Annotated in this window: 27 protein-coding genes; 14 read left to right on the top strand and 13 right to left on the bottom strand. The window is 67.7% G+C overall.

Annotated features, from left to right (window positions below; all coding sequences use genetic code 11):
• The first annotated feature begins 47 nt into the window (after nt 1–47).
• The 3 genes from SOM39_RS07920 (at nt 48) to SOM39_RS07910 (ending at nt 2,690) form a co-directional block, all read left to right on the top strand.
• Entirely contained in the window at nt 48–1,013 is a 966-nt protein-coding gene (locus SOM39_RS07920; protein ID WP_320457998.1) for a L,D-transpeptidase family protein, read from the top strand.
• Between the two features lie 6 nt (nt 1,014–1,019).
• Nucleotides 1,020–1,700, top strand: coding sequence for a M23 family metallopeptidase (locus SOM39_RS07915; protein ID WP_320457997.1), 681 nt, complete (start codon nt 1,020–1,022; stop codon nt 1,698–1,700).
• 129 nt (nt 1,701–1,829) lie between these two features.
• Nucleotides 1,830–2,690 carry a PA4780 family RIO1-like protein kinase gene (locus SOM39_RS07910; RefSeq protein WP_307106179.1) on the top strand — a complete coding sequence of 287 codons (861 nt, stop codon included), beginning with the start codon at nt 1,830–1,832 and terminating at the stop codon, nt 2,688–2,690.
• A 3-nt stretch (nt 2,691–2,693) separates the two neighbouring features.
• Here SOM39_RS07910 and fghA read toward each other — a convergent pair whose 3' ends face one another.
• From fghA to frmR, 3 genes are read right to left on the bottom strand one after another with little or no spacing between them, the layout of a single operon-like run.
• Complete coding sequence (gene fghA, locus SOM39_RS07905) at nt 2,694–3,524, bottom strand: S-formylglutathione hydrolase (protein WP_306987553.1); 831 nt, start codon at nt 3,522–3,524, stop codon at nt 2,694–2,696.
• 17 nt (nt 3,525–3,541) lie between these two features.
• Entirely contained in the window at nt 3,542–4,651 is a 1,110-nt protein-coding gene (locus SOM39_RS07900; protein ID WP_095362920.1) for an S-(hydroxymethyl)glutathione dehydrogenase/class III alcohol dehydrogenase, read from the bottom strand.
• Between the two features lie 55 nt (nt 4,652–4,706).
• Nucleotides 4,707–4,982, bottom strand: coding sequence for a formaldehyde-responsive transcriptional repressor FrmR (frmR, locus tag SOM39_RS07895; RefSeq protein WP_320457996.1), 276 nt, complete (start codon nt 4,980–4,982; stop codon nt 4,707–4,709).
• 121 nt (nt 4,983–5,103) lie between these two features.
• Between frmR and SOM39_RS07890 the strand changes: the two genes are divergently transcribed.
• The 3 genes from SOM39_RS07890 (at nt 5,104) to SOM39_RS07880 (ending at nt 9,277) form a co-directional block, all read left to right on the top strand.
• Nucleotides 5,104–5,394: a hypothetical protein gene (locus SOM39_RS07890; protein ID WP_217538555.1), complete on the top strand. Its 291-nt coding sequence runs from the start codon at nt 5,104–5,106 to the stop codon at nt 5,392–5,394.
• A 28-nt stretch (nt 5,395–5,422) separates the two neighbouring features.
• Nucleotides 5,423–6,373 carry a cation diffusion facilitator family transporter gene (locus SOM39_RS07885; RefSeq protein ID WP_320457995.1) on the top strand — a complete coding sequence of 317 codons (951 nt, stop codon included), beginning with the start codon at nt 5,423–5,425 and terminating at the stop codon, nt 6,371–6,373.
• A gap of 108 nt (nt 6,374–6,481) precedes the next feature.
• The gene (locus SOM39_RS07880) at nt 6,482–9,277 is read left to right on the top strand and encodes a PAS domain-containing hybrid sensor histidine kinase/response regulator (protein WP_320457994.1); all 2,796 of its coding nucleotides are present in this window, start codon (nt 6,482–6,484) and stop codon (nt 9,275–9,277) included.
• Nucleotides 9,278–9,293: 16 nt separating this feature from the next.
• On the opposite strand, the gene SOM39_RS07875 is transcribed toward SOM39_RS07880, so the two are convergent.
• From SOM39_RS07875 to SOM39_RS07855, 5 genes are all read right to left on the bottom strand, one after another.
• Nucleotides 9,294–10,274 carry a helix-turn-helix domain-containing protein gene (locus tag SOM39_RS07875; RefSeq protein WP_320457993.1) on the bottom strand — a complete coding sequence of 327 codons (981 nt, stop codon included), beginning with the start codon at nt 10,272–10,274 and terminating at the stop codon, nt 9,294–9,296.
• 348 nt (nt 10,275–10,622) lie between these two features.
• Nucleotides 10,623–10,895 carry a DUF2845 domain-containing protein gene (locus SOM39_RS07870; protein WP_093533564.1) on the bottom strand — a complete coding sequence of 91 codons (273 nt, stop codon included), beginning with the start codon at nt 10,893–10,895 and terminating at the stop codon, nt 10,623–10,625.
• Nucleotides 10,896–10,954: 59 nt separating this feature from the next.
• The gene (locus SOM39_RS07865) at nt 10,955–11,938 is read right to left on the bottom strand and encodes a glycoside hydrolase family 43 protein (RefSeq protein ID WP_320457992.1); all 984 of its coding nucleotides are present in this window, start codon (nt 11,936–11,938) and stop codon (nt 10,955–10,957) included.
• A 37-nt stretch (nt 11,939–11,975) separates the two neighbouring features.
• Nucleotides 11,976–13,340 (bottom strand): HAMP domain-containing sensor histidine kinase, encoded by a 1,365-nt coding sequence (locus tag SOM39_RS07860; RefSeq protein ID WP_320457991.1) that lies wholly within the window; start codon nt 13,338–13,340, stop codon nt 11,976–11,978.
• On the bottom strand, nt 13,337–14,080 hold the full coding sequence (locus SOM39_RS07855; RefSeq protein ID WP_320457990.1) for a response regulator: 744 nt from the start codon (nt 14,078–14,080) through the stop codon (nt 13,337–13,339). Before SOM39_RS07855 ends, SOM39_RS07860 begins: the two co-directional genes overlap by 4 nt.
• Before the next feature lie 244 nt (nt 14,081–14,324).
• On the opposite strand from SOM39_RS07855, the gene SOM39_RS07850 reads away from it, so the two are divergent.
• From SOM39_RS07850 to SOM39_RS07830, 5 genes are read left to right on the top strand one after another with little or no spacing between them, the layout of a single operon-like run.
• Nucleotides 14,325–15,065, top strand: coding sequence for an SDR family NAD(P)-dependent oxidoreductase (locus tag SOM39_RS07850; protein WP_320457989.1), 741 nt, complete (start codon nt 14,325–14,327; stop codon nt 15,063–15,065).
• An 18-nt stretch (nt 15,066–15,083) separates the two neighbouring features.
• Entirely contained in the window at nt 15,084–16,139 is a 1,056-nt protein-coding gene (locus SOM39_RS07845) for an alpha/beta hydrolase (protein WP_320457988.1), read from the top strand.
• A gap of 33 nt (nt 16,140–16,172) precedes the next feature.
• Nucleotides 16,173–16,589, top strand: coding sequence for an organic hydroperoxide resistance protein (locus tag SOM39_RS07840; protein ID WP_320457987.1), 417 nt, complete (start codon nt 16,173–16,175; stop codon nt 16,587–16,589).
• Between the two features lie 11 nt (nt 16,590–16,600).
• Nucleotides 16,601–17,158, top strand: coding sequence for a thioredoxin family protein (locus SOM39_RS07835; RefSeq protein WP_320457986.1), 558 nt, complete (start codon nt 16,601–16,603; stop codon nt 17,156–17,158).
• Between the two features lie 11 nt (nt 17,159–17,169).
• On the top strand, nt 17,170–17,988 hold the full coding sequence (locus SOM39_RS07830; protein WP_320457985.1) for an SDR family NAD(P)-dependent oxidoreductase: 819 nt from the start codon (nt 17,170–17,172) through the stop codon (nt 17,986–17,988).
• Nucleotides 17,989–18,002: 14 nt separating this feature from the next.
• Here SOM39_RS07830 and SOM39_RS07825 read toward each other — a convergent pair whose 3' ends face one another.
• The 3 genes from SOM39_RS07825 to SOM39_RS07815 all read right to left on the bottom strand — a co-directional run bounded on the left by SOM39_RS07825 (nt 18,003) and on the right by SOM39_RS07815 (nt 19,665).
• Nucleotides 18,003–18,197: a hypothetical protein gene (locus tag SOM39_RS07825; protein ID WP_320457984.1), complete on the bottom strand. Its 195-nt coding sequence runs from the start codon at nt 18,195–18,197 to the stop codon at nt 18,003–18,005.
• Nucleotides 18,198–18,307: 110 nt separating this feature from the next.
• Nucleotides 18,308–18,718, bottom strand: coding sequence for a glutaredoxin family protein (locus tag SOM39_RS07820; RefSeq protein ID WP_184125579.1), 411 nt, complete (start codon nt 18,716–18,718; stop codon nt 18,308–18,310).
• 56 nt (nt 18,719–18,774) lie between these two features.
• Complete coding sequence (locus SOM39_RS07815) at nt 18,775–19,665, bottom strand: LysR family transcriptional regulator (protein ID WP_320457983.1); 891 nt, start codon at nt 19,663–19,665, stop codon at nt 18,775–18,777.
• A 104-nt stretch (nt 19,666–19,769) separates the two neighbouring features.
• Between SOM39_RS07815 and SOM39_RS07810 the strand changes: the two genes are divergently transcribed.
• Complete coding sequence (locus tag SOM39_RS07810) at nt 19,770–20,822, top strand: NAD(P)-dependent alcohol dehydrogenase (protein ID WP_093533557.1); 1,053 nt, start codon at nt 19,770–19,772, stop codon at nt 20,820–20,822.
• A gap of 41 nt (nt 20,823–20,863) precedes the next feature.
• On the opposite strand, the gene SOM39_RS07805 is transcribed toward SOM39_RS07810, so the two are convergent.
• Nucleotides 20,864–22,228 (bottom strand): glutamate--cysteine ligase, encoded by a 1,365-nt coding sequence (locus tag SOM39_RS07805; RefSeq protein ID WP_068853996.1) that lies wholly within the window; start codon nt 22,226–22,228, stop codon nt 20,864–20,866.
• Nucleotides 22,229–22,464: 236 nt separating this feature from the next.
• Between SOM39_RS07805 and SOM39_RS07800 the strand changes: the two genes are divergently transcribed.
• Nucleotides 22,465–23,289: a helix-turn-helix transcriptional regulator gene (locus tag SOM39_RS07800; RefSeq protein WP_414715861.1), complete on the top strand. Its 825-nt coding sequence runs from the start codon at nt 22,465–22,467 to the stop codon at nt 23,287–23,289.
• Between the two features lie 101 nt (nt 23,290–23,390).
• Nucleotides 23,391–24,368: an MBL fold metallo-hydrolase gene (locus SOM39_RS07795; RefSeq protein ID WP_320457982.1), complete on the top strand. Its 978-nt coding sequence runs from the start codon at nt 23,391–23,393 to the stop codon at nt 24,366–24,368.
• 64 nt (nt 24,369–24,432) lie between these two features.
• On the opposite strand, the gene yihA is transcribed toward SOM39_RS07795, so the two are convergent.
• Complete coding sequence (gene yihA / locus SOM39_RS07790; RefSeq protein WP_068853999.1) at nt 24,433–25,056, bottom strand: ribosome biogenesis GTP-binding protein YihA/YsxC; 624 nt, start codon at nt 25,054–25,056, stop codon at nt 24,433–24,435.
• Nucleotides 25,057–25,175: the final 119 nt, after the last annotated feature.

Raw genomic sequence — 25,175 nt, 5'->3', positions numbered from 1 at the left:
GCAGCGCGCTCCGGCATGGTGGGGTTGAACCCGCCCTGGAGTATTCGATGCCGCTGCGCCTGCCCGCTTCCGCTTCCCTGCTTGCCCTTGCCCTGGCCGCCGCAACCCCGGCACTGGCACAGACCCCGGCTACCCTGCCCGCGCCCATCGCTGAAGACGGCGCCGTGACCACCGGCCCGCGCTCGGACCTGCATGCGCAGGTGCTGCTGGACCGGGCGCACTTTTCGCCGGGACAGATCGACGGCAGGGTGGGCTCCAACCAGAAGCGCGCGGTGGCCGGCTTCCAGGCCGCGCGCGGGCTGAAGGTGACCGGCGAGCTGGACGACGCCACCTGGCAGGCGCTGCAGCCGGACAGCACGCCGCCCTTGGCCAGCTACACCCTCACCGCCGCAGACGTGGCTGGCCCCTTCCAACCGATTCCGAAGAAGCCTGCCGAGCAGGCCAAGCTCAAGGCAATGGGCTTCACTTCGGCAGGCGAGGCGCTCGGCGAGCGCTTCCATGCCGATCCCAAGCTGCTGCAGGCGCTCAACCCGGGCGTGGACCTGACCAAGGCCGGCAGCACGATCCAGGTGCCGAACATCGCCCCTGCTGCGCTGCCGAAGGCGGCCAAGCTGGTCATCGACAAGTCCGATTCGACGCTGCGCCTGTATGACGCGCAGGGCAAGGTGTACGCGCAGTTCCCGGTGTCGTCGGGCAGCCAGCACGACCCGCTGCCGATCGGCGAGTGGAAGATCCTGGGCATCTCGCGCGATCCGCCGTTCCACTACAACCCGAAGCTGTTCTGGGATGCCAAGGCCGGCGACCGCAAGGCCACCCTGCCGCCCGGCCCGAACAACCCGGTGGGGCCGGTCTGGATCGATATTTCCAAACCGCATTACGGCCTGCATGGCACACCCGAACCGGGCCACGTGGGCAAGACCGAATCGCACGGCTGCGTGCGGATGACCAACTGGGACGCGCTGCAGGTGGCCGATGCGGTGGACGCCTCGGTGCCCGTGGTGATGCAGGAGTAAACGACGATGCTGACGCGATTGCTGGCACTGGGTGTGGTGATTGGCGTGGCCGGGTGGTGGTTGCTGGCGTCCGGGAATGATGTGCCGGAGAAGGCGGCTGCGGCGCAGGTGGTGGCCGCGCCGGTGGCAGCAGCGCCCGTGGCTGAAAGCCGCCAGGCAGGGACTGGCGCACCCGGGGCGGTTCCGCTTGCACCTGCAGCACCTGCCGAAGGCAGCCAGGCAGGGCTTGGCGCTACCACGGCCCCGTCGGGGCTGCTGTTGCCGGTGCAGGGGATCACGGCCGCGCAGCTGCAGGACACCTTTACCGATGCGCGCAGCCAGGGCCGGGTACACGATGCCATCGATATCCTGGCCACCGAGGGCACGCCGGTGCTGGCGGTGGCCGACGGCACCATCGAGAAGCTGTTCGACAGCGAGCGCGGCGGGCTTACCGTGTACCAGTTCGAGCCGGGCGGCACCTACTGCTACTACTACGCCCACCTGCAGCGCTACGCCGACGGGCTGGCCGAGAAGCAGGCGGTCAAGCGCGGCGACGTGATCGGCTATGTCGGGCATACCGGCAACGCCAGCCCGGACGCCCCCCACCTGCACTTCGAGATCCACCGGCTGGGCCCGGAGAAGCAGTGGTGGAAGGGCGAGTCGCTCAATCCTTACCCGGTGCTGCGCGGTGAGCAGGCCCTGCCCTGAGCCCTGCCCGGCCGGCGTGGCTGAACCGGGATGGGGTGCGCAATTGGCCCGGCCGCCGCGAAGGTGCGAGAATCGCCGGCCCTCCCTTGCCGGTTGGCGCGTTGGCGCCGCCCTCCTGACCGAGATTACGTGAAGACCCCCGAAAGCCTGCAGGCGCTGATCGAAGACGGCGTGATCGACGAAGTACTGCGCCCGCTCAAGAGCGGCAAGGAAGCGGCCGTGTACGTCGTACGCAGCGGCGACGACGTGCGCTGCGCCAAGGTATACAAGGACATGGCCCAGCGCAGCTTCCAGCAGCGCGTGCAGTACCAGGAAGGCCGCAAGGTGCGGGGCAGCCGCGAGGCGCGCGCGGTGGGCAAGGCCAGCAAGTACGGCCGCAAGCAGCAGGAAACCGCCTGGAAGAACACCGAGGTCGATGCGCTGTACCAGCTGCGCGATGCCGGCGTGCGCGTGCCCGAGCCGCATGGGTACTTCCACGGCGTGCTGGTGATGGAGCTGGTGACCGATGCCGAAGGCTTCTCCGCCGCGCGCTTGGGCGAGGTTGAACTGGAGCCGGACCAGGCCCGTGAGTTCCACCGGATCCTGGTGCGCCAGGTGGTCCTGATGCTGTGCTGCGGCCTGATCCACGGCGATCTGTCGCCGTACAACGTGCTGGTAGGCCCCGATGGCCCGGTGGTGATCGACTTCCCGCAGGTGGTGAGCGCCGGTGGCAACAATGCCGCGCGCAGCATGCTGCTGCGCGACGTCAACAACCTCACCGCCTACCTGGGGCGCTCGGCCCCGGAGCTGCTGGACACCTGGTACGGCGAAGAGATGTGGGCGTTGTTCGAGGCCGGTGAGCTGCTGCCGGACAGCCCGCTGACCGGTGAATTCGTCCACGACGAATCCACCATCGACCTGGACAGCGTGCGCCACGCCATCAACGATGCGCGCGAAGAAGCGCTGATCCGCCAGCAGGGCCGCGAAGCGGCGGAAGAAGAGGACGCGTAAGCGTCAGGCGTACAACGCCTTGGCGTGATACGCGATGTGCTCGCCAATGAACGTACCGATGAAGTAGTAGCTGTGGTCATACCCCGGCTGCATCCGCAGTTGCAACGGATGCCCTGCCGCGGTGCACGCAGCCTGCAGCCACTGCGGCTGCAGCTGGCTGTCCAGGAACTCATCGCCTGCGCCCTGGTCGACCAGCAGCGGCAGCTTTTCGGTGGCCGTGGCCACCAGTTCGCTGGCATCCCACTGCGCCCAGCCGCTGCGATCCTCGCCCAGGTACGCGCCGAAGGCCTTCTGCCCCCACGGCACCCGGGTCGGGGCCACGATCGGCGAGAACGCCGAGACGCTGCGGTAGCGCCCCGGATTGCGCAGCGCGATCACCAGCGCGCCGTGGCCGCCCATCGAATGCCCGCTGATGCTGCGCGCGCCACTGGCCGGCAGGTGCGCCTCGATCAGCGCCGGCAGCTCGTCGACGATGTAGTCGTGCATGCGGTAGTGCGCCGCCCAGGGCTGCTCGGTGGCATTGAGGTAGAACCCCGCGCCCTTGCCCAGGTCGTAGCCCTCGGCATCGGCCACATCATCGCCGCGCGGGCTGGTATCGGGAGCGACCAGGATCACGCCATGTTCCGCCGCGTACCGCTGCGCGCCGGCCTTGGTGATGAAGTTCTGCTCGGTACAGGTCAGCCCGCTCAGCCAATACAGCACCGGCAGCTTCTGCGTGGCCGCCTGCGGCGGCAGGTACACGGCCACCTTCATTTCGCAGTTGAGCACCGCCGAGCGGTGCTGGTACACGTCCTGCCAACCGCCGAAGGCGGCGCGGTGTTCGATGCGTTCCATGGGCATTCCCGCCGTGATCAGTAGTGGACGACCGAACGGATCGACTTGCCTTCATGCATCAGGTCGAAGGCTTCGTTGATCGCTTCCAGGCCCATGGTGTGGGTGACGAACGGCGCCAGTTCGATATCGCCCTTCATCGCATCTTCAACCATGCCCGGCAGCTGGCTGCGGCCCTTGACGCCACCGAAGGCAGTGCCCTTCCACGAGCGGCCGGTGACCAGCTGGAACGGGCGGGTGGAGATTTCCTGGCCCGAGCCGGCCACACCGATGATCACCGACTGGCCCCAGCCACGGTGCGCGCATTCCAGCGCCGCGCGCATCACGTTGACGTTGCCGATGCATTCGAAGGTGTGGTCCACGCCCCAGGTGGTCATGTCCACGATGACCTGCTGGATCGGCTTGTCGAAGTCCTTCGGGTTGATGCAGTCGGTGGCGCCGAACTGCTTGGCCAGCTCGAACTTGGACGGGTTGGTATCGATGGCGAAGATGCGGCCGGCCTTGGCCTGGCGTGCGCCCTGGATCACTGCCAGGCCAATGCCGCCCAGCCCGAACACGGCCACCGAATCGCCTTCCTGCACCTTGGCGGTGTTGTGCACCGCGCCGATGCCGGTGGTGACGCCACAGCCCAGCAGGCACACGTGTTCCGGGTTGGCCTCCGGATTGATCTTCGCCAGCGAGACTTCGGCCACCACGGTGTACTCGCTGAAGGTCGAGCAGCCCATGTAGTGGTAGATCGGCTGGCCGTTGTAGGAGAAGCGGGTGGTGCCATCGGGCATCACGCCCTTGCCTTGGGTGGCGCGCACGGCCACGCACAGGTTGGTCTTGCCCGAGGTGCAGAACAGGCACTCACCACATTCGGCGGTGTACAGCGGAATGACGTGGTCGCCCGGCTTGACGCTGGTCACGCCCTCGCCCACTTCCACCACGATGCCGGCACCTTCATGGCCCAGCACGGCCGGGAACAGGCCTTCCGGATCATCGCCGGACAGGGTGAAGGCATCGGTGTGGCAGACCCCGGTGTGGGTGATGCGCACCAGCACTTCGCCCTTCTGCGGCGGGGCAACGTCGATTTCGACGATCTTCAGCGGTTCGCCAGCGGCGAAGGCAACGGCAGCACGGGATTTCATGGGGAAGGCTCCAGGACAGATGACAGGACGGGACAGCGCGCGGCAGGACGCGCGCTTACTTCAGGTAGGAACGGATCAGCGCGCTCATGTCGCGCACGCGCTCGGCACGCTGCGCATCGGACTGCGCCGGCTGGCCGAATTCTTCGCGCAGGTGGGCTTCCATCACCTCGGACATCAGCCCGTTGACGGCGCCACGGATGGCGGCGATCTGCTGCAGCACCGGCCCGCACTCGGCCCCGGTTTCCAGCGCGCGGTCCAGCGCATCGCACTGGCCGCGGATGCGCCGCACCCGGGCCAGGACCTTTTTCTTTTCTTCCGGGGAATGCGGCACGGCAGCGCGACCAGAGAACTATACTGGGGGATAGTATACACAGATCGAATCCGGGTGCTGCACGAGGCCGTCACGGCCGTCCATGGATGCTCCTTCCAACCCCACCCCACCCGGACCGACGATGCCCGACGCCCCCTCCTTCGTTGTCCGCTCCTTCGAAGCCAACTACGCCGCGTCCGGCAGCGTCGAGCGGATCCTGTCGCTGACCGTGGACTGCAATTGCGGTACGACCTCCTCCTGCGGGTCCAGCCAGCTGATCCACCTGCCCGGTGGTGCGCTGTTCCGCTGCGAACAGTGCGGCTCGCACCAGGCCATCAGCCACGCACGACTCGACGCAAGTACCGCCCCGGCACCGGTGCTGCGCGACAGCGCCACGCGCCGCAGCGCGCCGATGGTCACCATCCGCTTCTAAGCAGCGCCCTGCACTCGGAAGGCACGCCATGGCCAAGCCGTCCGGCTCCCGTCTTGTTGTCTACGCCGCGCTGGTCGGCAACCTGTGCATCGCCATCGCCAAGTTCGTCGCGGCCGGGCTTTCCGGCAGTTCGGCGATGCTCAGCGAGGGCGTGCACTCGCTGGTCGACACCACCAATGAACTCCTGCTGCTGTACGGCCTGCACCGCGCCGACAAGAAACCCGACACCCTGCACCCGTTCGGGTATGGCCGTGAGCTGTACTTCTGGAGCTTCATCGTGGCGCTGCTGGTGTTCGCCGCCGGTGCGGGGGTTTCGGCCTACGAGGGCATCCAGCACATCCGCCACCCGGAACCAGCCACCAACCACACGGTGAGCTACGTGGTGCTGGCCATCTCGTTCGTGTTCGAGGGCGTTTCCTGGTGGGTGGCGCTGCGCGAATTCCGCGCGACCAAGGGGTCGCAGGGCTATTTCGAAGCCTTCCGGCGCAGCAAGGACCCCACCACCTTCACCGTGTTGCTGGAAGACAGCGCCGCGTTGCTCGGGCTGGCGTTCGCCGCCATCGGCCTGGCCGCGGCGCAATGGCTCGACATGCCGGTCCTCGACGGCGTGGCCTCGCTGTGCATCGCCGGCGTCCTGGCCGCCACCGCGTTCCTGCTGGCGCGCGAGACCAAGGGGCTGCTGGTCGGCGAGCCGGCCCACCCGCACGTGGCACAGCGCATCATGGCCGTGGCCAACACCGATGCGGACCTGCGCAAGGCCAACGGGGTGACCACCATGCAGATGGGCCCGGACCAGGTGGTGGCGATGCTGAGCGCCGAATTCGAGGACGACCGCACCACCCCGCAGATCGAGGCGTGCATCACGCGTATCGAACGCGCGGTCAAACAGGAGTACCCGGAGCTGGTGGCGCTGTTCGTCAAGCCCCAGACGCCGGAGGTGTACCGCGCGCGGCGCGCGGCGTTGGGCGACCCGGGATGAAGCCTTCAGCTCGCGCGCCGGCCGGGCCGGGCCCGTCTTCATGGTCGCTACACGCGATCAGATAATCTACCCGGCCTGCGCACGCCCCATTTCGCCCGCGAGAGCCCTTTGAACGTTACCGATCCCACCGACAAGCACAGCGGGCGCGACACCGAGCGGGTGAAGATGGCGCTTGCCGCCGGCGCCATCGTCGGCACCTGGTTCTGGGACGTGGCCCACGACCGGCTGACCGTGGACGACGCGCTGACCCACGCATTCGGGCTGGAGCCGGGCTCATCGCATCGCGAGCTGCGGCTGGAGCAGGTGCTGTCCGCAGTACACCCTGACGATCATGCGGAGCTGGCAGCGGCCATCAGCGATGCGCTCATGCGCGGCGGGCGTTATGCGCACCAGTACCGCGCGCGCAATGCCGACGGCGAGTACCGATGGATCGAGGCCATCGGCCGGGTCGACCTGGATGCGCAGGGGCGCGCCACCGGGTTCCAGGGCGTGCTGATCGATATCGACGAACGCCGCCTGATCGAGACCGAGCGCGACCAGGCGCAGACGTTGCTGCGCTCCTTCCTGGACGCGGCCCCCGGCGTGGTCTACGCCAAGGACCGCCAAGGCCGGCTGTTGATCGGCAACCACGGCACGACCGAGCTGATCGGGCTGCCGCCGGAGCAGTACGTCGGGCGCACCGATGCGGAACTGCTCAACGACCCGGTGCAGGCCGCTGCCGTGATGGCCACCGATGAACGCATCATGGCCACCGGCCAGTCCCAGCAGCTGGAGGAGGACATCAGCTTCCCCGACGGCCGTCGCGCCTACTGGCTCTCGACCAAGGCCCCACTGCGCGATGCCGACGGCAACGTGGTGGGGCTGATCGGCACCTCGCTGGACATCACCGAGCGCAAGGCCGCCGAAGCACGTCACCGGGAGATCGAAGAGCGCTATCGGTTGGCGGCACGCGCCACCAACGATGCGATCTGGGATTGGCGCATGGCCGATGGCCAGGTTGTCTGGAACGAGGCGCTGGCCGACCTGTTCGGCCACGACCGGATGGAAACCGACGCGCAGTGGTGGCTCGATCACATCCATCCCGACGACCGCCCCCGCATTGATGCCGACATCCACACCGTGATCGACGGCGGCGGCACGATCTGGTACGGCGAGTACCGCTTCCGCCGCGCCGATGGCAGCTACGCGGACGTGCTGGACCGCGGCGCGGTGCTGCGCGGCACGGCGGGCGAGCCGGTGCGCATGATCGGCGCGATGCTCGACCTGTCCGGGCGCAAGGCAGCCGAAGCCGCCCTGGCCGAAAGCGAGGAACGGCTGCGTTTCGCCACCGAGGCCGGTGACATGGGCTTCTGGGACGTGGACCTGGTGCACGACGTGCTGATCTGGCCGCCGCGCACCAAGGCGATGTTCGGCATCTCACCCGATGTTGCGGTGCGCCTGGACGATTTCTATAACGGCCTGCATCCGCTCGACCGCGAGGCCACCAGCGCCGCCTTCGCGGCCGCCGCCGATCCTGCGCAACGCGCGCTTTACGATGTGGAATACCGCACCATCGGCAAGGAGGACGGCGTGGTGCGCTGGGTCGCGGCGAAGGGCCGTGGCCACTTCGAGGGCGACCGCTGCGTGCGCGTGGTCGGCGTGGCGATCGAGGTCACCGCGCGCAAAGCCGCCGAGGCCCGCCTGAAGGAACTCAATGAGCACCTTGAGATCCGGGTGGCAGAGGAAGTCGCCGAGCGCACCCGGGTCGAGGATGCGCTCCGGCAGAGCCAGAAGATGGAAGCGGTAGGCCAGCTCACCGGCGGTATCGCGCACGATTTCAACAACATGCTCGCGTCCGTGATCGGACCGCTGGACCTGCTGTCGCTGCGCCTGGGCGAGAGCGACCCGCTGGTCAGCCGTTACATCGACATGGCCATCGATGGCGCCAACCGCGCCGCCCAGCTTACCCAGCGCCTGCTCGCGTTTTCCCGCCAGCAGCCGCTGCAGCCGGTGCCGGTGGATGCCAACCGGCTGGTGTCGGGCATGTCCGACCTGTTCGTGCACTCGCTCGGGGGCACGATCCGGCTGGAAACCCTGCTGGCCGCCGACCTGTGGCTGGCCTTCGCCGACGCCAACCAGCTCGAGAACGTCATCCTCAACCTGGCGGTCAACGCGCGCGACGCCATGCCCGGTGGCGGGCGGCTGGCAGTGGAGACGTCCAACTGCACGATCGACGCCGGCAACGCCGAGCAGCACCCCGGGGTGCCCCGTGGCGAGTACATCCTCATCACCGTGGCCGACAACGGCTGCGGCATGTCACCCGAGGTGGTGGCCAAGGCCTTCGATCCGTTCTTCACCACCAAGCAGGTCGGTCAGGGCACCGGGCTGGGGCTGTCGCAGGTCTATGGATTCGTCAAACAGTCGGCCGGCCACGTGAAGCTGTGCTCGGAGATCGGCCGGGGAACCACGGTGAAACTCTACCTGCCCCGACTGGTGGCCGAGGTGGCGCCGGTGGCGCCTGCGGCACCGAGCGGGTTTCGGATGCCCGCGGGCAGCCGCGAGCTGATCCTGGTGGTGGAAGACGAGCCGACCGTGCGGCAGTTCTCGGTGGAAGCGCTCACTGCACTGGGCTATGACGTGCTGGCCGCCGATGGCGCGGCCGCGGCGCTGGTGTTGCTTGACCAGCATGCGGACATCGCGCTGCTTTTCACCGATGTGGTGATGCCGGAGGTCAACGGACGCGAGCTGGCCGACGAGGCACTGCGTCGCCGACCGGATCTCAAGGTGCTGTTCACCACTGGCTACAGCCGCAACGCGCTGGAGCGCGATGGGGTGATCGCCCCGGGCGTACAGCTGATCGGCAAGCCGTTCAACGTGGATACCCTGGCGTCGCGCGTGCGTGCGGTGCTGGCCGAGACACGCTAGGCCGCGGCGCGGCGCCTCAGCGTTTGTCCCTGGCGGTTGTATTGGCCCGCCATGACTCCAGCGCCGCCGCCAGCTCCATCGACGGATGCAGGCCGAACGTGCGGTGGTACATGCCGGCAAAGCGCCCCTGGTCCCACACCCCGTAGCGTGCGCACACCGAGGTGACGTTGTCGCCCGGGGTTGCCTCGCGCAGCGCCTTGCGGATCACGTGCAGCCGTTCCAGCATGAAGTACTGGTGCGGCCCCATGCCGAACACTTCATCGAACGCGCGGCTCAACGAACGCTGCGAGGTCCCCGCGCTCAGCACCAGGTCACCGATCACCGCTTCCCCCCGGATGCTCTTGTGGATGTGGTCCAGGCTGAGGCGGATGATCTCGTTGCGCGGCAAGGTCGGGCGACCGCGCGTGCGCCGCACGGCCTCGGGATTGGCCAGCACCATGCAGCGCAGCAGTGCGTGGATCACCTGGCCACTGAACGAGCGGCGCACACTGGGCTCATCGAACACGCTGGGGCTCTGCCGGTGGATCGCCAGTGCGCGGGTGACCAGGGTGATGATCGGTGCCATCCCGGCACGGCCGACATTCACCGCGTAGGTACGATCGATATGGTCGTCGAACAGTCCGGCCACTTCGCGCGCACGCTGCACCACTGCAGCGGCGTCCATGTCCAGCGCGAGGAACTGTGATTGCCTGCGGGTAAAGCCGTGCACTTCCACACCCGGTGCGAACCAGACGAACTGGTCATCGGCGGTCGCGCTCCCCTGCATGAACGCATCGCTGCCGGGCAGCGAGATGTGGACCACGTATCGACCGGGCTGGCTCAGCCCGTTGTACAGCGCCGGGGCGCCGTCCACGCCAAGCATTGCGGTGACGTCACCGGCATCCAGGATGTCCAGTGTCCATGCACGGCCCACCGGTCCGGTCACGCGCATCAAGCCGTCCACGCCGGCGAGCGCGTCTGCGTAGGCCTCGAAGTCGGTGAAGCTCAGCAACGGCATCGGAGTTACCCGGTTCCGGTGGGACAGGATGCGTCGGCAACGCCGGCCGCGAAACCGAACTTGCACGGTTTCACGACCGGTATTTGTACTGCCGGGGGTAAAGCCCCTACGTTGTGAAAGCGGTGAAGCGAACGGAAGGGATCAGGTCGGTGCGAAACCGCGCGTGTTCTTCTTCTCGTTTTTTTCCGCCTTCTTTTCCTTCGCAGTCTTGGCAGGTTTCTTCTTCTGCTCTTTCTGCTTGTCCAGACCCTTGGCCATGACGGCATGCTCCCTTTTGGAAGGAGGAAGCATGGCACATCACGGGGGTGCGCAACGTATTGGCGGACGAATGGTCCGCCGCCGGCGTGGTCAGTTGAAGATTTCCCGGATGGCAGTGACCCGGCCGTCCCGGAAGACAATCTGGACGGTCTTGCGCGACTGGTAATACTCCCAGCGCTCGCCCAGGTTCCCGCCCTGGTCACTTTCTTCCTGGATGACCCGGTCCGGCTTGCCGGCCACCTGGACGACCCGGCCTGCGTTGTCGCCCGAATTCACCAGATTGTTGCCGAACCGGACACTGTCAGCCATCGCCGCGCCGGCCATCAGGCAAAGCGCCAGCACCCATACGCTCCTGTTCATCATCCCTGCTCTCCTTGTAGCCATGGCGGGTAAGCCATGGCGCAACTTTGCCATAAACCGCGTCAGGGCAAAGGATGCGCCGGCACGCCTTCGTGGGTCATCTTCACGGGCAGGATATGCCCCTGCGCATCGAACTCCATGCGATCGATGGCGGTGGCCCGTTCATTGCGGCCGGTCCGGCCCAGCGGGCGGCGGTGGTAGACGATGTACCAGCTGTCATCGTCAGGCGCATGGATGAGCGAGTGGTGGCCAGCGCTGGTGGCGACCGCCGGGTCCTGCTGCAGGATCCGGCCGATCCGCTTGAACGGCCCGGTGGGCGCGTCGGCAATGGCGTAGGCCACCGAATAGTCAGGCTCGCCCCAACCGCCCTCGGACCACATGTAGTAATAGCGGCCGCCGCGCTTGAACATCAGCGAGCCCTCGACATATTCCGGCGCGGGGGTGATCTCCTTGTACAGCGTGCCATCGGACAGCGGCACGATGCCGGTGAAGTCATCCTTCAACCGCACGATGTTGGCGTGCTTCCAGCCGCCGTAGAGCATGTACCAGGTGCCGTCGTCGTCCTTGAAGACGAACTGGTCGATGGGCTGCGCTCCGTTGTGGAACGAACCGATCAGCGGCTTGCCCAGCAGGTCGCGGTACGGGCCCTCCGGCCGGTCGGCCACGGCCACGCCGATGCCGCCCACTTCGCTGTCGTTCTTGATGTCGTTGGCGGAGAAGAAGAAATAGTACTTACCGTCCTTCTCTACCACCGACGGGGCCCACAGTGCTTCTTTTGCCCAGGACACCGCCTCGATCTTCAGCACACCCGGATGCCGGGTCCACTGCACCAGGTCGGGCGACGAAAACGCGTCGAACGCGGTCTGCTCGGCATACGGTCGCGAGCTGGTCGGGAAGATCCAATAGGTCTTGCCGAACACCGCCGCCTCAGGATCGGCATACCAGCCCGCCAGGATCGGGTTGCCGGACATCGGCGCGGCCACCGCGCCAAACGAAACTGCTGCCGCCAGTGCTGCGGCCACCATCATCGTGCTGCGGAACCCCATGCCCTGCCCTCCCATCCCAGATCATCGAGGGGCCAGTTTAGATCGATTCAAGCGCCGGCTTTGTGCGCAGTGCAGCATTTTCCCGGCGCAGCTCCAAGGTTGCGCGCAGCCCGCCATCCTCCCGATTGGCCAGGATCAACCGCCCCCCCAGCGCCCGGGCCAGCTGGTCGGCGATGGCCAGGCCCAGCCCGGTGCCGCCACTGGCGCGGCCGCGCGAAGGCTCAAGCCGATGGAAGGGCTGCAGCACCGCCGCAAGCGACGCCTCGGGAATGCCCGGCCCACGGTCCATCACATCAATGCTCACCTCGCCGTGCGCGCCTACGGTCAGGCCCACGTCGGCGCTGCCGGCGTACGCCAGCGCGTTGTCGATCAGGTTCTGCACCACCCGCCGCAGGACCTGCGGATGGGTCGGCAGCGTGGCCTGCGCACCGGCCACGCGCCGCACCGGCTTGCCCACCTCCTCGTAGTCGCCCACCACGCTGTCGAGGAACGCGGGCAGGTCGAGCTGCACGGGAGTGCCCATGCTGACAGTTGCGCTGCGCGCGTAATCGATGCCCTCGCGCACCAGCTGGCTGAGCTGGGTCACGTCGCCCAGCAGGCGCTCCTGCGTGGGCGTCTCGTCCAGCGATTCGATGCGCAGGCGCAGCCGGGTGATCGGCGTCTGCAGGTCGTGCGAGATCGCCGCCAGTATCTGCATGCGTTCGCTGACGTGGGCGGCCACGCGCGATTGCAGCGCGTTCAGCGCGCGTGCCGCGGCCTCCACTTCCTGCGGTCCCTGTTCGCTGATCGCATCGCCCTGCCCGGCCACGTCCAGGCGGTCGGCGGCTTCGGCCAGCCGTACCAGCGGGCGTGTGGCCAGGCGCACCGCCAGCCACACGCAGCCCAGCAACACCAGCACCTGCGCGGCGAGCACCCACGGCAGCCAGCGCGCGATCGGCAGCAGCGACGGGGTGACTTCGATGGTCAACGGCTGGCCGTCGGCCAAGGTCAGCTCCACTTCGTATCGCTCCGGCGAGGCGGAGACCGCGCGCGGCCGCAATGCGTAGCGATGCGCCAGCGAATCATCGATCAGCCCGGCCACCTGGCGCGCGCGGTCGCTGGCCAGCGCGCTGCCCGGCTGTGCGGGGCGCAGCAGATAGCGGTAAGTGCGCCGTTCCAGCTGCGGCAGCCATGCCGTGCGTTCGGCCGGTGAAAGATGCTCGAGCAGCGCCACGCTGAGCGGCACGTCGTCCTCCATGTTGCTCAACATCATCGCGCGGGTAGCGGTGGCGCGCTCGTGGAACAGCAGCGCGAACGACAGGCCGTGCGCGAGCAGCATGCCGGCGGCCAGGATCAGCAACAGGCGGGCACCCAGCGTGCGCGGCAACCAGGAGAACCTACGGCGATGCGCCGGGACGTTCATGCGTCCTCGTCGAGCAGCACGACCGGCTGGCTGAACACATAGCCTTCGCTGCGCACGGTCTTGATGAAGGTCTGTTCGCGCGCACCATCGCCCAGGCGCTGGCGCAGGCGGCTGACCAGCAGGTCGATGGAGCGGTCGAACAGTTCGGCGTCGCGGCCCTGGGTCAGGTTGAGCAGCTGGTCGCGGCTGAGCACGCGCTGCGGATGGTCGATGAACACCCGCAGCAGGCGGAACTCGCCGCCACTGAGTGGATAGACCGTGCCGGCCTCATCCAGCAGGTGCCGCGCACTGGTATCCAGCCGCCAGCTGCCAAAGCGGATCAACCGTGCGGCCTCGCTCACCTGCAGATTCGGCGGCAGCATTCGCGCGCGCCGGATCACCGCAGTGATGCGCGCCAGCAGCTCGCGCGAGGAGAACGGCTTGACCACGTAATCGTCGGCGCCCATTTCCAGGCCGATGATGCGGTCGGTTTCATCATCGCGCGCAGTCAGCATCACCACGGGTATGGCGCGGTGCTTGCCGGCACGCAGGTTGCGGCACAGCGACAGCCCGTCCTCGCCCGGCATCATCACGTCCAGCACGATCAGGTCCACGTCACTGGTCTCCAGCGTGGCGCGCATCTCGCGCCCGTCGGCCGCCTGGCTCACGCGCAGGCCGTTGCGGCGCAGGTAGTCGCCGACCAGCTGGCGGATATCGGCGTCGTCATCGACAACCAGGATGTGGTCGGTGTGGGTGCTCATGCCTGCTCCGCGTGGTGGCCATCGGCGACCCGCTGCGGGCCCGTGGACGCATGGTATCGCCGCCGGCGCGGCACTGCGGGCCGGCGGGGGCATCCATTTGTATGACTGTGTATCAACCGCCGCCGTGGTGCGGAAAGGCGACAAATCTCCGGGTTCGCCGACACCTGCCGGATACGGGGCAGGCGTTGAATGGCCTCCAACGCCGGCGGCTCCTCCGCTGGCCGCCTACCCCGAGCACATCTGCATGAATGCCACCGTCTCCCCCCGTTCCAACACCGCGCTGGTCTTCGGCGGCTCCCGTGGCATTGGCGCCGCCATTGCCAGGCGGCTGGCCCGCGAGGGTCATCCCGTGGCGCTGACCTTCGTCTCCCAGCCTGAGAAAGCCGCCGCGGTAGTCGCCTCGATCCTGGCCGACGGCGGCCAGGCCATTGCCCTGCAGGCTGACAGCGCCGATGCGCAGGCCATCGCGTCAGCAGTCAAACAAGCGGTGGACACCTTTGGCCCGCTGCAGGTGGCGGTGGTCAATGCCGGCATCTACCAGGGCAGCCCGCTGGCCGACTTTCCCACCGGCCTGCTGGACCGGATGCTGGCCGTGAACGTGCGTGGCGTGTTCCTCGCCGTGCAGGCCGCCGCCGCTGCCATGAACGATGGGGGTCGCCTGATCACCATCGGCAGCAACACCGCCGTGCGCAGCGGTGCGGTCGGCAGCAGCGTCTATGCGATGACCAAGTCCGCCGTGGCCACGCTGGTGCGCGAACTGGCGCTGGACCTGGCGCCGCGCCGGATCACGATCAACAACATCCAGCCCGGACCGATCGCCACCGACATCACCGCCGATTTCGTCGACCAGCTGGTGCAGCGCAACCCGCTTGGCCGGGTCGGCCAGCCCGATGAAGTCGCAGGACTCACCGCCTGGCTTGCCAGCCATGAAGCGGCCTACATGACCGGTTCCAGCCTGACCATCGATGGCGGCTGGGCCATCTGAACGTCAACGGAGAGCACCATGCACACCCCTTCTTCTTTCCCGCTGTCCCATTCGCCGCGGTCGCTCGGCGCCTCCCTGCTGGGCATGGCGATGGCCCTGGCGGCCTCTGCATCCGCCATCGCATCACCTGCCCTGCCCGTCCCCGCGCCGACGGTGGCCGTCGCACACGCGCCGCCCCCGCTGCAGGCGAACAAGCATGTCGTCGCTGGCGACCTGGACGTGGCCTACGCCGAGCTGGGCCCGGCCGACGGCGAGGTGGTCGTACTGCTGCACGGCTGGCCCTATGACATCAATGCGTATGCCGAGGTCGCGCCGCACCTGGCGGCCAAGGGTTACCGGGTGATCGTGCCGCACCTGCGTGGCTATGGCAGCACCCGCTTCCTGTCGGCGCAGACGCCGCGCAATGGTGAACCGGCGGCGCTTGCTTCCGATGTGCTGAACCTGCTTGATGCCCTGCACATCCCGCGCGCCAACCTGGCCGGCTTCGACTGGGGCGCACGCTCGGCCGACATCGTTGCCGCGCTGTGGCCGGAACGGGTCAAGTCGCTGGTCTCGGTCAGCGGCTATCTCATCGGCAGCCAGGAAGCCGGGAAGACGCCGCTGCCGCCGCAGGCCGAACTGCAGTGGTGGTACCAGTTCTACTTCGCCACCGATCGCGGCCAGGCCGGTTACGCACGCTACACGCACGACTTCGCCCGCCAGATCTGGCAGCTGGCCTCGCCGCAGTGGCGCTTCGACGATGCCACGTTCGCGCGCAGCGCCGCCGCGCTCGACAACCCCGACCACGTGGCCATCGTCGTGCACAACTACCGCTGGCGCCTGGGCCTGGCCGACGGCGAGCCGAAGTACGCCGCGCTGGAGCAGCGGCTGGCGCAGGCGCCGAGCATCGGCGTGCCGACCATCACCCTGGAGGGCGATGCCAATGGCGCGCCGCACCCCAAGCCCGAGGCCTATGCCGCCAAGTTCACCGGGCCTTATGAGCATCGCCTGCTGCAGGGCGGCGTGGGCCACAACCCGCCGCAGGAAGCACCGCAGGCGTTCGTCCAGGCGGTGATTGACGCCGCTGCACTCTGATCCGCCCCTTTCATCCATACCGAGGCAATCCCCATGAATGCAATCGACAAGGTTCTGTACACCGGCAAGACCCACACCGTCGGCGGTCGCGCCGGACGCGCGTACAGCGACGACGGCCAACTGGATATCGCGCTGTCCCCGCCGGGTAGCGGCCAGCCGGGCACCAATCCCGAGCAGCTGTTCGCGGCCGGCTGGTCAGCCTGCTTCCAGGGCGCGATGGCCAAGGCCGCGCGCAGCTTGAACCTGACCCTGCCCGCCGACACCGCCGTTGATGCCGAAGTGGACCTCGGCATGGTCGGCGAGGATTACCAGCTGCAGGCACGGCTGCTTGTCAGCGTGCCCGGCATGGACCGCGCGCAGGCCACGGCACTGGTGGAGGCTGCGCACCGCACCTGCCCGTACTCCAAGGCCACGCGCGGCAACATCGACGTGCAGCTCTCGATCGCCTGAGGAGAAAGACCATGCGCATGCTTCGCCCGATCATCACCCTGCTGGCCGCGTGCATCTCCGCCAGCGCCTGTACGCCGGGCGCAGCGGCCGACCCGGTCCCGCCCAGCCCCAACATGCCGGCGCCGCAGGCGCCGGAGTTCACCGGCATCGAGCACTGGCTCAACGGCCCGCCGCAATCGCTGCAGCAGCTGCGCGGCAAGGTGGTGCTGGTGGAGTTCTGGACCTACTCCTGCATCAACTGCCTCAACGTGATGCCGCACGTGAGGCGGTGGCATGACACCTACGCCAGCCAGGGGTTGACCGTGATCGGCGTGCACACCCCCGAGTTCGGCTATGAAAAGCTGCCGCGCAACGTGGAAGCGGCAGTGAAGCGGCTCGGTGTCTCCTGGCCGGTTGCGCAGGACAACGCCTACCAGACCTGGCGCGCGTACGGAAACCAGTACTGGCCGGCGCTGTACCTGATCGACCAGGAAGGTCGCATCGTGTACCGGCATTTCGGCGAAGGCGATTACGCGGCCACCGAAGCACAGATCCGCAAACTCCTCGCCTCAACGGAGCATTCGCCATGACATCCACCTGGTTGATCACCGGCAGCTCACGTGGCCTTGGCCGCGCCTTGGCCGAAGCGGTACTGGCGGCGGGCAATCGGCTGGTCGCCACCGCGCGCAACCCTGATTCGTTGCACGACCTGACCGCGCGTTTTCCGGAGACGGTGCGGACGGTGGCGCTGGATGTGACCGATCCAGCAGCCGCGCAGCTGGCCGTGGAGACGGCAGTGAAGGCCTTCGGTGGACTGGACGTGCTGGTGAACAACGCTGGCTACGGTGACGTGAACTCGGTGGAAGACACCTCGTTGGACGCTTTCCGCGCACAGATCGAGACCAACCTGTTCGGTACCATCATCCTGACCAAAGCCGCCATCCCGGTCATGCGCGCCCAGCATAGCGGTCGGATCCTGCAGCTGTCGTCGGTGGGCGGGCGCCTTGGCGCGCCAGGACGTGCCCCTTACTCGGCCGCCAAGTGGGCAGTAGAGGGATTTTCTGAATCCCTGGCACTGGAGATGGTGCTGATCGGCGTGCATGTCACGCTGGTCGAGCCGGGCGGATTCCGCACAGACTTTGCCGGTCCATCGACGTCCCTGGAGGAAGGTCGCGCAGACTACGATGCCGTGGTGGGCGCCGCCGCCCGCCGACAACGCGCCTACGACGGACAGCAGCCAGGTGACCCCGCCCGTGCAGCGCAGGTCCTGCTCGCCTTGGCGTCCCTGGATGCGCCGCCACTGAGGCTGGCACTTGGCAGCGACGCGTTCGCTGCGATCAGTGCGGCCGATGCCGCGCGATTGGCCGAGCGCGACCGTTGGCGTGCACTGAGTGAATCAACCGACTTCGCGCAGTGGTGACCGCCGCGCCCGCCTCAGAACCGATACACGAATCCAAGCCGCAGGCCTGCGTCCTTGAAGTCGACGTTGCCGCTGAAGCTGTCCTTGTCGGCGTCTGCCTCGATCCGGGTGTAGGTGTAGTCGAGGGTGAAGCCGGTGCGCTCCCAGGGGAACCATTCCACACCGGCGCGACCGAAATAGATATCGCCGTCGATGTCGTCGACGCTCACGGTGAAGTAGCCCACGTCGGCGGAAAGGCGTGGCAGCCAGGCAGGGCCTGGCTCTACGATTCCCTGGCAATGGCTGCGAAGGGATCAGCAGCCGCCGAGCAGGATTGCGTTCAACGCGAGCGAAAGCGGTAGATGACCGATGCCGGTTCCGGCCGGGCCAACGACTGGTCGGCCACTGCCACCACCGGCAGCTCGTAACCGCCATCGCGCATGATGCCTTCATGCTTGAAGCGCGAATGGAACTGCGCTTCAACGGCAGGCAGGTCGATATCGTAGTAGCGCACTGGCACGTTGGCTGCCTGCAGGTCGGCCAGCATGCGCCGGGTGTAGCCACAGCCATCGCGACCGTAGACGTCCACCGCCGGGCCGCGCACGGTCTGCGCGGGCGGGACCGATACCGATACCGGCATCACCTCTGCTGCGCGCGCCCGTTCCGCGCGCGACGGGAAGAAGGTCTTTCTGGCGTGCAGCAGGCCGCCGGCAAGGCCCAGAATGATCAAGAGTACGATCGTGCGGTTCATCGACATCCGTGTCCCCATGCAATGCAGGCGACGCTAGCACGCCGCCCGCGCGTCCCTCAATCGCGCTCGCGCAGCATATCCACGAACGCGCGCAATGCCGAGGACATCTGCCGTTGGCGTGGGTAGTACAGCACCCAGCCGGCGAACGGTTCGCTCCAGTCTTCCAGCACCGCCACCAGCCGGCCGTCGTCCAGGTACGGGCGCGCCGCATCCTCCAGCACGTAGGCCAGGCCCAGGCCGTCCAGCACCGCCTGCAGGATCGTGTGCTGATCCCCGAGCGTGAGCCGGCCCGGCACATCGATGTCGAGCGTCTGTCCATCGCGCTCGAACTGCCACTTGTACAGATGGCCGCTGGCAAAGCGGAAGCGCACGCACTCATGCTCCACCAGCTCGCGCGGGTGCAGTGGCACCGCCCGGCCCTGCAGGTAGGCCGGCGATGCCACGATCAGCCCGCGCAGCGGCGGCCCCAGCGGCACCGCCACCATGTCTTCGGGTACGAACTCATGCAGCCGCACCCCCGCGTCGTAGCCCTCGGCCACGATATCCACCAGGCCATCGTCCTGCGCCACCTCCAGCCGTACATCGGGGTGCGCGCGCAGGTAATGCGCCAGGCGCGGGCCCAGCTCGGTATGCACCGCCGCGCGGGTGGCATTGATGCGCAGCAGGCCGGCCGGCGCCGCACGGAAGTGGTTCATCTCCTCCAGCGCGTCATGCACCTGGCCCAGCGCCGGCTGCAGGCGATCAAGCAGCCGCTGCCCGGCCTCGGTCAGCGCCACGCTGCGGGTAGTGCGGTGGAACAGACCCACCCCCAGCCGCTCTTCCAGCGCGCGGATGGCGTAGCTCACCGCCGAGGTCGACAGCGCCAGTTCCGCCCCGGCACGGCGGAAGCTGCGGTGGCGGGCGACTGCGGCGAACGCGGCCAGGTGGGTCAGGTTGTCAGTAGCCACGATTGTGCAGTCTGCCTTGATGAATCATGCCGATATATTGACTGTATACCCATGGAAAGCGGGCGTATTGTAAAGCGCCTTTCCATAAATCCCAGGATATCTCCATGTCCCTCGCCCATGGCTATGCCGTGCATGACCAGACTGCGCCGCTGGTGCCGTTCTCCTTCGAGCGCCGCCCGGTCGGTGCCGACGATGTCCGCATCCAGATCCTCTACAGCGGCATCTGCCACTCCGACCTGCACCAGGCCCGCGACGACTGGGGCGGCGCCCAGTTCCCGATGGTGCCGGGCCACGAAATCATCGGCCGGGTCACCGAAGTCGGCGCCAACGTCACCCGCTTCAAGGTCGGCGACTTCGCCGGCGTCGGCTGCATGGTCGACTCCTGCCGCCATTGCGACGCCTGCGACCACGACCTGGAGCAGTACTGCGAAAAGGGCCCGACCTACACCTACAACAGCAAGGAGCGCGGCAGCGACCAGCTCACCTTCGGCGGCTACTCCGACCACATCGTGGTTGAACAGCGCTTCGTGGTGAAGGTCGCCGACACGCTCGACCTGAAGGCGGCCGCCCCGCTGCTGTGCGCCGGCATCACCACCTACTCCCCCCTGCGCCACTGGAAGGTCGGCCCCGGCCAGAAGGTCGGCGTGATCGGCCTGGGTGGCCTCGGCCACATGGGCGTGAAGTTCGCCAAGGCCATGGGCGCCACCGTGGTGATGATCACCACCACCCCGGAAAAGGGTGCCGATGCCAAGCGCCTGGGCGCCGACGAAGTGCTGGTCTCGCGCGATCCGGCACAGATGAAGGCCCATGCCAACAGCTTCGACTTCCTGCTCAACACCATCCCGGTCAGCCACGACACCAACCCGTACATGCAGCTGCTCAAGCGCGACGCCACCATGTGCCTGGTAGGCGTGATCACCGAGCTGGACCCGCCACTGATGGGTTCCAGCGTGATCTTCGGCCGCAAGCACGTGACCGGCTCGGCGATCGGCGGCATGGCCGAAACCCAGGAAATGATGGATTTCTGTGCCGAACACAACATCGTCAGCGACGTGGAAGTGATCGACATCAAGACCGTCAATGAAGCCTGGGCGCGCATGGCGAAAAACGATGTGCGTTACCGGTTCGTGATCGACATGGCAACGTTGGCGGCATGATGTAGAAAAAACCCCGGCCTGGCCGGGGTTTTTTTCGGGGTTCAGTACGCGAACTGCTTGAATACCGGGTCCACGCTCTGGTTCCACTCACCGTGGTACAGCGCCAGCTTGCGCTCGGCCGGCGTGATGCCCGACGCCACGATCTCCTGCAGCACGTCCAGGAAGTGGCTTTCATCCTGCCCGTCCGCATTGCGCGCCGCGCGCCGCTTCAGGCCAGCAACAGCGATCTTCAACGCCTCGGCCGCCAGGTCGCGCACCGTGCCACCGCGGAACGGCAGGTTCAGCGCATGCTTCGGCACCCCATCGCGCAGCGCATGGCGCTCCACCAGGCTGAAGTCACGCACCAGGTCCCACGCCGCATCCAGCGCCGCATCGTCGTACAGCAACCCTACCCAGAACGCCGGCAGCGCACACAGCCGCGCCCACGGGCCACCGTCGGCCCCGCGCATTTCCAGGTATTTCTTCAAGCGCACTTCCGGGAACGCCGTGGTCATGTGGTCCGACCAGTCGCGCAGCGTCGGCAGCTGGCCCGGCAGCACCGGCAGCTTGCCCACCATGAAATCGCGGAAGCTCTGCCCGCTGGCATCGTGGTACACGCCATCGCGGTAAGAGAAATACATCGGCACATCGAGCAGGTAATCCACGTAACGCTCGTAACCGAAGCCATCTTCGAACACGAAGTCGAGCATGCCCGTACGGTCCGCGTCCGTATCCGTCCAGATGTGCGAGCGGTAGCTCAGGTAACCGTTCGGCTTGCCCTCGGTGAACGGCGAATCGGCGAACAACGCCGTGGCGATCGGCTGCAGCGCCAGCGACACCCGGAACTTCTTCACCATGTCCGCTTCGGTGGCGTAATCCAGGTTCACCTGCACCGTGCAGGTGCGCGTCATCATGTCCAGCCCAAGCGAACCCACCTTCGGCATGTAGTCGCGCATGATGCGGTAGCGACCCTTGGGCATCCACGGCATCTCTTCGCGCGTCCACTTCGGCTGGAAGCCCATGCCCAGAAAGCCCAGCTCCAGCTCCGCCGCCACCTGCGCCACCTCGTTGAGGTGCGTGCCGGTTTCCACACAGGTCTGGTGGATGCTTTCCAGCGCCGCGCCCGACAGTTCCAGCTGCCCGGCCGGCTCCAGCGTCACCGACGCGTTGTCACGCAGCAGCGCGATGGTGCGGCCGTTCTCCTGCACCGGCGCCCAGCCGAAGCGGGTCAGCCCGGTAAGCAGCGCTTCGATGCCGCGCTCGCCATCGAAGGTGGGCGGGCGCAGGTCGTCCAGCCGGAAGCCGAACTTCTCGTGTTCGGTGCCGATGCGCCACTGCGCCTTTGGCTTTTCGCCGGAGGCCAACGTGGCGACCAGTTCATTACGGTCGGTGATCGGCGTCTCGGCGACGTGGCTGGGGCTCGACAAGGGAAGGCTCGCAGGGATTCTGGACTGGACGGGGATGTGGGGCTGATCGCCCCGCATCGCAAGGGCGCAGTATAGGGTGGCGGTTCCGGCCGTCATGCCACCGTGACGGTTTTCTGCATCCTATTGGATGGGACTTGACCGCCTGCCATGCCCGCCGCCATTGGCTTGCGTGCGTTGGCCCGGCGCGTGGCAGCAGCATGGCGCGGCCGCTTGGCCGATACTGCATCCTCATGGACATGCCCGTTACCCCCGATCCGCTGCTGGCCGAGATGGCCAGCCTTGCCGACTGCCAGCGCGCGGGCGGGTATGCCTGCATCACCGCCCGCCGCGAACACGGCGCCCAGTCGGTGGACATTCCGCAACCGCAGTTCGCCATCCTGCTGCAGGGGCGCAAGCAGGTGCGCACCGCGCACCAGATCCTGCAACTGGTGCCCGGCGATCTGTTCCTGATCACCCGACGCTGCCGGATCGACGTGGTCAACACGCCCGATCCGCAGACCGGGCTGTACCTCAGCGCGATCGTGCCGCTGTGCGCCGAAGCGCTGTCGGCCGCACGCGTGCTGTGGAACGAGCCGCTGCCCGAGGCCGGCGACGCACTGGCCAGACTGTCGCTGCACGACCATGCCGACACCCTGCGCCAATGGCGCCAGGCACTGGAGCACGCCCAGTACACCGAAGCCCGCCTGGCCCTGGCTTCGCTGGTGCTGGCGTTCTGCCGGCGCGGCCACGGCAGCCTGCTGGTGCCACCCGAGCCCAGCCTGGGCGAACGCATCCGCGACCTGATTGCCGCCCAGCCCGAACGCGACTGGCAATCGCGCGATTTCGAAGACCAGCTCGGTCTCAGCGGCGCCACCCTGCGGCGGCGCCTGGCCAGCGAGCAGTCCAGCGTGCGCGAGCTGATCGCCGATGCGCGCCTGGCCCACGCCATGAACCTGCTCTACACCACCCAACTGCCGCTCAAGACCGTGGCCGCGCGGGTCGGTTACCGCTCGCCGGGCAGTTTCAGCAAGCGCTTCGCCGCGCGCTACGGGCTGGAACCGACAGCGATCGGCAACAGCTGAGCGCACCGCGAGCGTTTCGCCGCGCATTCTGAGCGGAACGCCGCGCCCACCCCGCGCACCATGCAGGCACCGCGGCGCTGCCGCCTTGTACGGAAACGATCATGTCCTTCCCCCGTGTGCGCGTCCTTGCCACCGCCCTGCTGCTGGCCGCGGTTGCCGCACCTGCGTTCGCCACCACCACCCACCACCCGCTGCAACAGGTGCCCGGCGTGTACCACCAGCAGGTCGGCGACCTGGAAGTCACCGCCCTGTTCGACGGCACCGTGGCGCTGGGTCGCTCGGAACTGGTTGGCATCGCACCGGGCGCGGTCACCCGCCTGCTCGACCACCGCTACGTGCCCGAAGACGGCAAGGGCCTGCAGACCGCGGTCAACGCTTACCTGATCCAGCGCGGCAACCACCTCACCCTGGTCGACACCGGCACCGCCGGCTGCTTCGGCCCGGGGCTGGGCCAGGTGCTGGGCAACCTGCGCAAGGCCGGCTACGACCCGGCCGAGGTGGATGATGTCCTGCTCACCCATGCCCATCCCGACCACCTGTGTGGCCTGCTGGATGCGCAGGACCAGGTCGCGTATCCCAATGCCACCGTGTGGCTGTCTGAAGCCGATGCTGCCTATTGGCTGGACCCCGCCAGCGAGGCCGGTGCACCGCAGGGCCTGCGCTTCGCGTTCGGGCTGGCGCGCAAGGCGGTGGCGCCGTACGAGGCGGCGGGCAGGCTGCGCCGGTTCAGTACCGGGCAGGCGCTGCCGGATGGGGTCACCGCCGTGGACAGCCACGGGCATACCCCGGGCCACGTGTCCTGGAAGCTGGATGGCGGAGCGGGGCAGTCGCTGCTGGTCTGGGGCGACATCGTGCACTTCCACGCCGTGCAGTTCGCCCAGCCGCAGGCCGCCTACGAAGCCGACAGCGACCGCACGGCCGCCATTGCCAGCCGTCGCGGGATGATGGCGCAGGCCGCCGATGGGGGGTGGTGGGTCGCCGGTGCCCACCTGCCGTTCCCGGGCCTGGGGCATGTCCGCCGGGAAGGCGAAGCCTTCGCCTGGGTGCCGGGCGAATTCGCACCCTTGCCTGCGCGCTGACGCATGCACCGAGCAACGGTCGGTACCTGCCGGTAGCACCCGACCGTTGGTCGGGTGACAGCAATCAGGGCGCGTCGGGCGCCGGTTTGTTCAGGCCGAGCCAGCCGCCGATGATCCCGCGCGCCTCGTCCACGCCCTGGCGGGCCGGGCCGGAGAAGGTCTGCACGCTGACGGTGTCGCCAAAGGCGGACTGCAGTTCCTTGCGCACCTTCTGCAGGGCAATGCCCTGCTGGCCACGGCCGAGCTTGTCGGCCTTGGTCAGCAGCGCGTGCGCCGGCAACCCGCGCCGGACCGCGTAGGCCAGCATCTGCCGGTCGTAGTCCTTGAGCGGGTGGCGGATGTCCATCACCACCACCAGCCCGCGCAGGGCCTCGCGGGTGCGGAAGTACTGGTCGATGAAGGCCTGCCAGTGCGCCTGCAGGTCCAGCGGCACCTTGGCGTAGCCGTAACCGGGCAGGTCGACCAGCTTGGCCTCGGGGGTGACTTCGAAGAACACCAGCTGCTGGGTGCGGCCGGGGGTCTTGGACACCCGGGCCAGGCTGTTCTGGCGGGTCAGGGCGTTGAGGGCACTGGATTTGCCGGCGTTGGAGCGGCCGGCAAAGGCCACTTCGGCCCCCACGTCGTCCGGCAATTGCCGGGTATTGTGGGCCGAGAGCAGGTAATGGGCGCGTTCGAGGAGCAATGACATGGGCATAGGATCGCATGTCCGGGCCCGCCGCGTGCTGCCGGTCACGGGTTTTGCCGCACTGCCGCGTTGACCCCGGCGTGAAACGGCATGGATAATCGGGCGATCCCCGCGTGTGCAGC

Source organism: Stenotrophomonas sp. CFBP8994 (genome assembly GCF_034044835.1).
Classification (GTDB): domain Bacteria; phylum Pseudomonadota; class Gammaproteobacteria; order Xanthomonadales; family Xanthomonadaceae; genus Stenotrophomonas; species Stenotrophomonas rhizophila_A.
The sequence above is the reverse complement of the archived record's forward strand: the minus strand, read 5'-3'. Positions and strand labels throughout refer to the sequence as shown.

Excerpts from the sequence above, each read along its gene's own strand:
- SOM39_RS07845 (WP_320457988.1), top strand. The coding sequence starts at position 15,084 with ATGCACACCCCTTCTTCTTTCCCGCTGTCCCATTCGCCGCGGTCGCTC.
- SOM39_RS07850 (WP_320457989.1), top strand. The coding sequence starts at position 14,325 with ATGAATGCCACCGTCTCCCCCCGTTCCAACACCGCGCTGGTCTTCGGC.
- SOM39_RS07890 (WP_217538555.1), top strand. The coding sequence starts at position 5,104 with ATGCCCGACGCCCCCTCCTTCGTTGTCCGCTCCTTCGAAGCCAACTAC.
- SOM39_RS07865 (WP_320457992.1), bottom strand. The coding sequence starts at position 11,938 with ATGGGGTTCCGCAGCACGATGATGGTGGCCGCAGCACTGGCGGCAGCA.
- SOM39_RS07870 (WP_093533564.1), bottom strand. The coding sequence starts at position 10,895 with ATGATGAACAGGAGCGTATGGGTGCTGGCGCTTTGCCTGATGGCCGGC.
- SOM39_RS07810 (WP_093533557.1), top strand. The coding sequence starts at position 19,770 with ATGTCCCTCGCCCATGGCTATGCCGTGCATGACCAGACTGCGCCGCTG.
- SOM39_RS07860 (WP_320457991.1), bottom strand. The coding sequence starts at position 13,340 with ATGAACGTCCCGGCGCATCGCCGTAGGTTCTCCTGGTTGCCGCGCACG.
- SOM39_RS07800 (WP_414715861.1), top strand. The coding sequence starts at position 22,465 with ATGCCCGTTACCCCCGATCCGCTGCTGGCCGAGATGGCCAGCCTTGCC.
- SOM39_RS07920 (WP_320457998.1), top strand. The coding sequence starts at position 48 with ATGCCGCTGCGCCTGCCCGCTTCCGCTTCCCTGCTTGCCCTTGCCCTG.
- SOM39_RS07855 (WP_320457990.1), bottom strand. The coding sequence starts at position 14,080 with ATGAGCACCCACACCGACCACATCCTGGTTGTCGATGACGACGCCGAT.
- SOM39_RS07795 (WP_320457982.1), top strand. The coding sequence starts at position 23,391 with ATGTCCTTCCCCCGTGTGCGCGTCCTTGCCACCGCCCTGCTGCTGGCC.
- SOM39_RS07875 (WP_320457993.1), bottom strand. The coding sequence starts at position 10,274 with ATGCCGTTGCTGAGCTTCACCGACTTCGAGGCCTACGCAGACGCGCTC.
- SOM39_RS07835 (WP_320457986.1), top strand. The coding sequence starts at position 16,601 with ATGCGCATGCTTCGCCCGATCATCACCCTGCTGGCCGCGTGCATCTCC.
- fghA (WP_306987553.1), bottom strand. The coding sequence starts at position 3,524 with ATGGAACGCATCGAACACCGCGCCGCCTTCGGCGGTTGGCAGGACGTG.
- SOM39_RS07900 (WP_095362920.1), bottom strand. The coding sequence starts at position 4,651 with ATGAAATCCCGTGCTGCCGTTGCCTTCGCCGCTGGCGAACCGCTGAAG.
- SOM39_RS07885 (WP_320457995.1), top strand. The coding sequence starts at position 5,423 with ATGGCCAAGCCGTCCGGCTCCCGTCTTGTTGTCTACGCCGCGCTGGTC.
- SOM39_RS07820 (WP_184125579.1), bottom strand. The coding sequence starts at position 18,718 with ATGAACCGCACGATCGTACTCTTGATCATTCTGGGCCTTGCCGGCGGC.
- SOM39_RS07840 (WP_320457987.1), top strand. The coding sequence starts at position 16,173 with ATGAATGCAATCGACAAGGTTCTGTACACCGGCAAGACCCACACCGTC.
- SOM39_RS07915 (WP_320457997.1), top strand. The coding sequence starts at position 1,020 with ATGCTGACGCGATTGCTGGCACTGGGTGTGGTGATTGGCGTGGCCGGG.
- yihA (WP_068853999.1), bottom strand. The coding sequence starts at position 25,056 with ATGTCATTGCTCCTCGAACGCGCCCATTACCTGCTCTCGGCCCACAAT.